The 5,705-nt window shown below is 67.1% G+C and carries 5 protein-coding genes and 1 pseudogene; all 6 read right to left on the minus strand.

Features of this window, described 5'->3' with window-relative positions; all coding sequences use genetic code 11:
- Nucleotides 1-307 (minus strand): annotated as a pseudogene (locus tag AC1DYX_RS26825) (hypothetical protein); the annotation flags it as partial.
- Nucleotides 308-318: 11 nt separating this feature from the next.
- Nucleotides 319-747 carry a hypothetical protein gene (locus tag AC1DYX_RS26830; protein WP_477264559.1) on the minus strand — a complete coding sequence of 143 codons (429 nt, stop codon included), beginning with the start codon at nt 745-747 and terminating at the stop codon, nt 319-321.
- Between the two features lie 10 nt (nt 748-757).
- On the minus strand, nt 758-1,873 hold the full coding sequence (locus AC1DYX_RS26835) for a formate dehydrogenase subunit gamma (RefSeq protein ID WP_477264561.1): 1,116 nt from the start codon (nt 1,871-1,873) through the stop codon (nt 758-760).
- A gap of 12 nt (nt 1,874-1,885) precedes the next feature.
- Nucleotides 1,886-2,098: a hypothetical protein gene (locus AC1DYX_RS26840; protein ID WP_477264563.1), complete on the minus strand. Its 213-nt coding sequence runs from the start codon at nt 2,096-2,098 to the stop codon at nt 1,886-1,888.
- Nucleotides 2,095-2,775: a formate dehydrogenase FDH3 subunit beta gene (gene fdh3B, locus AC1DYX_RS26845; RefSeq protein WP_477264565.1), complete on the minus strand. Its 681-nt coding sequence runs from the start codon at nt 2,773-2,775 to the stop codon at nt 2,095-2,097. Before fdh3B ends, AC1DYX_RS26840 begins: the two co-directional genes overlap by 4 nt.
- Nucleotides 2,776-2,865: 90 nt before the next feature.
- Nucleotides 2,866-5,685, minus strand: a complete 2,820-nt coding sequence (locus tag AC1DYX_RS26850; RefSeq protein WP_477264567.1) for a formate dehydrogenase subunit alpha — start codon at nt 5,683-5,685, stop codon at nt 2,866-2,868.
- Nucleotides 5,686-5,705 lie beyond the last annotated feature (20 nt).

The raw sequence follows: 5,705 nt of genomic DNA on the forward strand, positions 1-5,705 counted from the left end.
CACCGGCGGCAGCTGGGGCGGACGCGCCGGCGGGAACCGGGGCGGGAGCGGCCGCGATCGCGACGGGCGCATTCGCCTTCCAACCCTGGGCCGAAGCACGGGCGCGCCAGCGGGCCGTGATGGCGTCGATCGACGCGGCCAGCTGGGCCTTGTCCTTCGCGGCCTGGGCGTCGGCCGCCGCCTTCTTGGCGGCCGCGGCTTCCTGCTGGGCCGGCGTCGGCGGCGGCAGTGCGGCGTGGGCCGATGCGGCGGACAGCGCCAGTGCCAGTGCCAGTGCCAGTGCCGCGATCCTGTTCATGTGGTTCATGCTGTTCCCCTTCATCGGCCGGGTGCCGCCGAATGGCTTGGGTCACGGTTGACCGCGCCCGGCTGCGGCGCCTGCTCGGCCGGCGTCGGTGCGGCGGGTTTGCCGTGGTCGCCGGGCTGCGTTTGCGTCGTGCCCTGCGTGCCCGCGCCGCTGGGCGGCGTGGCGCCCTGGCTGGGGCCCTGGCCCGTCTCGCGCACGGAGCCGCCGGTCGCGGCGCCGCCTGTATTGCCACCGCTGCCGCCGGCGATGCCCGGCGTGCCGCCCGCATAGCCGGCGTCCGTCTTCGGCCCGCCATGCGCGGCCATCACCTGGCCGCTCGTGCCGCCGTCGGCCGTCACCATGCCGGGGAATTTCGTCTTGTGCTGGGCGCTGTCGCCATGCTGCCTGCAGCCGGCGACAGCCAGCAGTACCACCACTGCCATGATCGTCGTCGTCTTCATCGCCGGCTCCTCAATGCGCGGGCCGCGGCGGCAGCTTGCCGGACGGCGGTGGCGGCGGCGTGTGGTCGGGCGGCAGACGGTCGTCGAAGGTGCCCGGTGCCACGCCTGCCTTCACTTCGTCATACCACACGGCGTGATGGGCCTTCGCCCACGATTCGTCCACGGTCCCGTGGCGCATCGCCTCGTACGCGCCCGGCGTGCCCCAGGTGCCGATGTAGATGTGGCYCATCGCGGCCGCGATGTAGAACGTGGCGCCGGCAATATGCAGGTAGTTCGCGACCTGCATGACGTAACGCGTCTGGCCGAACGTCACGAAGTCCAGTATCAGGCCGCTGATCGACATCACGAGGCCCAGCAGGGTCACGCCCAGCCAGAACCAGGTTTTTTCGCCGGCGTTGAAGAAGCCGGCCGGGACGTGAGTATGCGACACGAGGCCGCCGCCCTGCTTCAGCCATTGCCAGTCGATACGGCGGAAGAAGTTCCTGTGCAGGAAGGTGAAGAACATCACCACCGAGCACACGATGAACAGCGGGCCCACGAAGTTGTGCAGGTATTTGAAGATGTAGGCGATGGCCGCGAACACGTCGTGGCCGACGAACGGCAGCAGGATCTTCTTGCCGAACATGATGACGAGGCCCGTCACGGCGAGGATGATGAAGCTGATCGCCGTCGCCCAGTGCACGCTGCGCTCCCAGCTCGTGAAGCGCTGGATGCGCCGGCCCGTGTCCGGTTCGTGCACGCGCGCGGGACCGACGGCGCGGTAGAAGAAGAAAAGCGCGACGAGCACGACGACCAGGATCGTGCCCATCGCCGTCGCGATCGGACCATTGCGCCACACGCGCCACTGGTTGCCGCCGCGCTGGACGATGACGGTGCCTTCCGTGCCGCCGTACTGGCCCAGGTAGTGACGGTCGACGTGCACGCGGCCGGACGCCTTCGCGCCCAGTCCCGGTTCAGGCGTGCGCGCATCCTTCTCGGCCTGCAGGATCGTCTGTTCCTCGGCATACGCGGGTTCGGCGCGGTTGTTCGGCACGCCCGCGTGGGCGGCGCCGGCCAGCCACAGCGACAGGAACGACATCAGGAACAACGCCAGGAGTGCCCGCAACGATGGAAGAGTGAATGACATGGTCGGCTCCTGCTACGGGTTGGCCCGGTTGTATTCGTTCTGGTTCATGTTGCGGTTGCTGATCGCGCCCCACCACGCGAGCTTGTCGTTGTGGAAGAACCGGTGCATGGGCCGGTCGTCCTTCTTCCCGGCGTACATGCCGTGCACCCAGTTCGGATGCTGGTCGACCTCGAGGCAGCCCGCCAGCAGCGCCAGCGGCAGGCAGAGGATGAGGATGCGCTTCATGTCGGCAGCCTCCCCTCGTCGTTCTGCGAATCCTTCAGGTTCTGGTTCGCGCGCGGACCGTCGCCGGTGGCCTTGATGTCGCCGCCGCGTTTCGGCTTGCCGTAGGCGATCTTCCAGCCCCACAGCTCCGGGCCATAACCGCGCGTCTCGACGCGCTGGCGGTAGATGTCCGCGATGACGGTCGCGTCGCCGCCGATCAGTGCCTTCGTGCCGCACATCTCCGCGCACGCCGGCAGCTTGCCCTCGGCGATGCGGTTACGGCCATACTTCTTGAACTCGGCCTCGGACGTATCGGGCTCCGGGCCGCCCGCGCAGAACGTGCACTTGTCCATCTTGCCGCGGTGGTTGAACAGGCCGGTGGACGGGAATTGCGGCGCGCCGAACGGGCACGCGTAATAACAGTAGCCGCAGCCGATGCACTGGTCCTTGTCGTGCAGGACGATGCCGTCTTCCGTGTGGTAGATGCAGTTGACGGGGCAGACGGCCAGGCATGGCGCGTCGCTGCAATGCATGCAGGCGACGGAGATCGAACGCTCGCCCGGCACGCCGTCGTTGATGGTGACGACGCGGCGGCGGTTCACGCCCCACGGGGTCTCGTTCTCGTTCTTGCAGGCGGTCACGCAGCCATTGCAGTCGATGCAGCGCTCCGTGTCGCATATGAACTTCATCCGGGCCATCTCGTTCTCCTTCCGTAGGGTGGGCACCCCTGTGCCCACGCGTAATGCCAACATACCGCGAACGTCACGCGTGGGCACGGGGTGCCCACCCTACGCGCGCACCAGCCGGCACAGCGACACTTTGGTTTCCTGCATCATCGTCACGGCGTCGTAGCCATAGGTCCAGGCGGTGTTCACGGCCTCGCCGCGCACGGTCGGCGCCCCACCCTCCGGATAATGCTTTGCCAGGTCCTCGCCCATCCACCAGCCGCCGAAGTGGAACGGCATCCACACGAGGCCCTCGGGCACGCGCGGCGTCACCATCGCCATCAGTTTCAGCCGGGCGCCGGTCGGCGTCTCGACCCACATGAACTCACCCAGCTTCACGCCGATCTGCGCCGCGTCTTTCGGGTTCACTTCGCAGAACATGTTCTGCTGCAGTTCCGCAAGCCACGGATTCGAGCGCGTCTCGTCGCCGCCGCCTTCGAATTCGACGAGGCGGCCCGACGTCATGATCAGGGGGTAGTCCTTCGAGAAGTCGACCTGCTGCACCGACTTGTACAACGTGGGCAGGCGCCAGAACGCGGCCTTGTCGTCATACGTCGGATATGTCGCGACGAGGTCGCGGCGCGGGGTGACGAGCGGCTCGCGGTGCACCGGCACCGGGTCGGGAAAGTTCCACACATTGCAGCGGGCGCGCGCGTTGCCGAACGGTGCGCAGCCGTGGGAAATCACGACGCGGATGATCCCGCCCGACAGGTCCGTCTTCCAGTTCTTGCCCTCGGCCAGCGCCTGCTCTTCCGGCGTCAGCTCGGCCCACCAGCCCAGCTTCTTCAAGAACACGTGGTCGAATTCCGGATAGCCGGTGTCGATCTCGCTGTCCTTCGTAAACGAGCCATCCGCCGCCAGCAGCGATTCGCCGTTGTGCTCCACGCCCCAGTTGGCGCGGAACGGCAGGCCGCCCTCGGCCACCGGCTTGTGCAGGTCGTACAGGATCGGCGTGCCGGGATGCTTTATCTCCGGCGTACCCCAGCACGGCCACGGCAGGCCGTAATAATCGCCCTTGCACGGCCCGGTCTCGGCGCGCATCGTCGTCGGGTTGAAGTCGCGCTTGTGCTCCATGTGCAGCTTCAGGCGCTCGGGCGAGCAGCCCGTGTAGCCGATGGTCCAGCAGGAGCGGTTGATTTCGCGGAGGATGTCCTCGATCACGGGCTCGTTGTTGACGAGCTTGATGTTCTTGACGAGCTGGTCGCCGAAGCCCAGCTTGCGTGCGAACAGGTACATGATCTCGTGGTCCGTCTTGCACTCGAACAGCGGCTGGATCACGCGCTCGCGCCATTGAATGGAGCGGTTGGATGCCGTCACCGAGCCCTGCGTCTCGAACTGCGACGCGGCCGGCAACAGGTAGACGCCGTCCGGGCGCCCGTGCATCGCGGCCGTCATGCTCGGGTAAGGATCGATCACGACCATGAAGTCCAGCTTCTGCATGGCGGCCTTCATGTCCGGCAACCGGGTCTGGCTGTTCGGCGCGTGGCCCCAGTAGAACACGGCGCGCAGGTTGACGGGCTGGTCGACGTACTGGTTATCCTCGAGCACGGCGTCGAACCAGCGCGACACCGTGATGCCCGGCTTTTCCATCAACTCCTTCGAGCCGAAGCGCGACTTGATCCAGTCGTAGTCGACGCCCCACGCGGCGGCGAAGTGCTTCCACGCGCCTTCCGCGATGCCGTAGTAGCCGGGCAGCGATTCGCCGTTCGGGCCGACGTCCGTCGCACCCTGCACGTTGTCGTGGCCGCGGTAGATGTTGGCACCGCCGCCCTGCACGCCGATATTCCCCAGCGCCAGCTGCAGGATCGACAGCGCGCGCACGTTCGCCGTCCCGACGTGGTGCTGGGTGATGCCCATGCACCAGACGACGGACGATGGCCGGTTCGTCGCCAGCATCTCGGCCGCCATGCGCACCGAGGCTTCCGGCACGCCCGTCACGTCGCTGACCTTGTCCGGCGTCCACTTGGCCACTTCCTTGCGCACGTCGTCCATGCCATAGGTGCGCGCGGCGATGAATGCCTTGTCTTCCCAGCCGTTGTTGAAGATGTGCCACAGCATGCCCCACACGAACGCGATGTCGGTGCCGGGCCGGATGCGCACGTAGTGGTGGGCAAAGCGCGCCGTGCGGGTGAAGCGCGGATCGACGACGATCATCTTCGCGCCCAATTCCTTCGCGTGCAGGAAGTGCAGCATCGAGATCGGGTGCGCCTCGGCCGGGTTGGAACCGATGAACAGCACGGCCTTGCTGTAGTGAAGGTCGTTGAACGAGTTCGTCATCGCGCCATACCCGTAGGTCTGGGCGACGCCGGCCACCGTCGTCGAGTGGCAGATGCGGGCCTGGTGGTCGCAGTTGTTACTGCCCCACATCGACACCCATTTACGCAGCAGGTAGGACTGTTCGTTGTTGTGCTTCGAGCTGCCGATCACCATCAGCGCGTCCGGCCCGGACTGCGCGCGCAGTTTCAGCAGGCGATCGCCGATCTCGTTGATGGCCTGGTCCCAGGAGATGCGCTCGTACTTGCCGTTCACCAGCTTCATCGGATAGCGCAGGCGGTGCTCGCCATAGCCGTGCTCGCGCACCGACGCGCCCTTGGCACAGTGCGCCCCCATGTTGAGCGGGGAATCGAACGCGGCTTCCTGGCGGATCCACACGCCGTTGCTGACCACCGCCTCCACCGAGCAGCCCACCGAACAGTGGCTGCACACCGTGTGCTTGACCTCCGTGTTCGGGCGCGACGGCACGGGGTCCGCCGCCGTCGCGGGCTGGATCACGTTCAGCGGCAGGTGGCGCGCAAGGGCACCGGCGCCGGCCGTCACGCCCGCCCCGACGAGGAAGCGGCGCCGTTTGAGTCCGCTGTCGCGTGACGTCTTCACCAGGGTCATGACAGTCTCCTCCCGAATGG

The sequence above is a fragment of the Massilia sp. P2_C2 genome, assembly GCF_056404615.1.

Coding starts and splice junctions, on each gene's coding strand:
- AC1DYX_RS26840 (WP_477264563.1), bottom strand. CDS start 2,098: ATGAAGCGCATCCTCATCCTCTGCCTGCCGCTGGCGCTGCTGGCGGGC.
- AC1DYX_RS26850 (WP_477264567.1), bottom strand. CDS start 5,685: ATGACCCTGGTGAAGACGTCACGCGACAGCGGACTCAAACGGCGCCGC.
- AC1DYX_RS26830 (WP_477264559.1), bottom strand. CDS start 747: ATGAAGACGACGACGATCATGGCAGTGGTGGTACTGCTGGCTGTCGCC.
- fdh3B (WP_477264565.1), bottom strand. CDS start 2,775: ATGGCCCGGATGAAGTTCATATGCGACACGGAGCGCTGCATCGACTGC.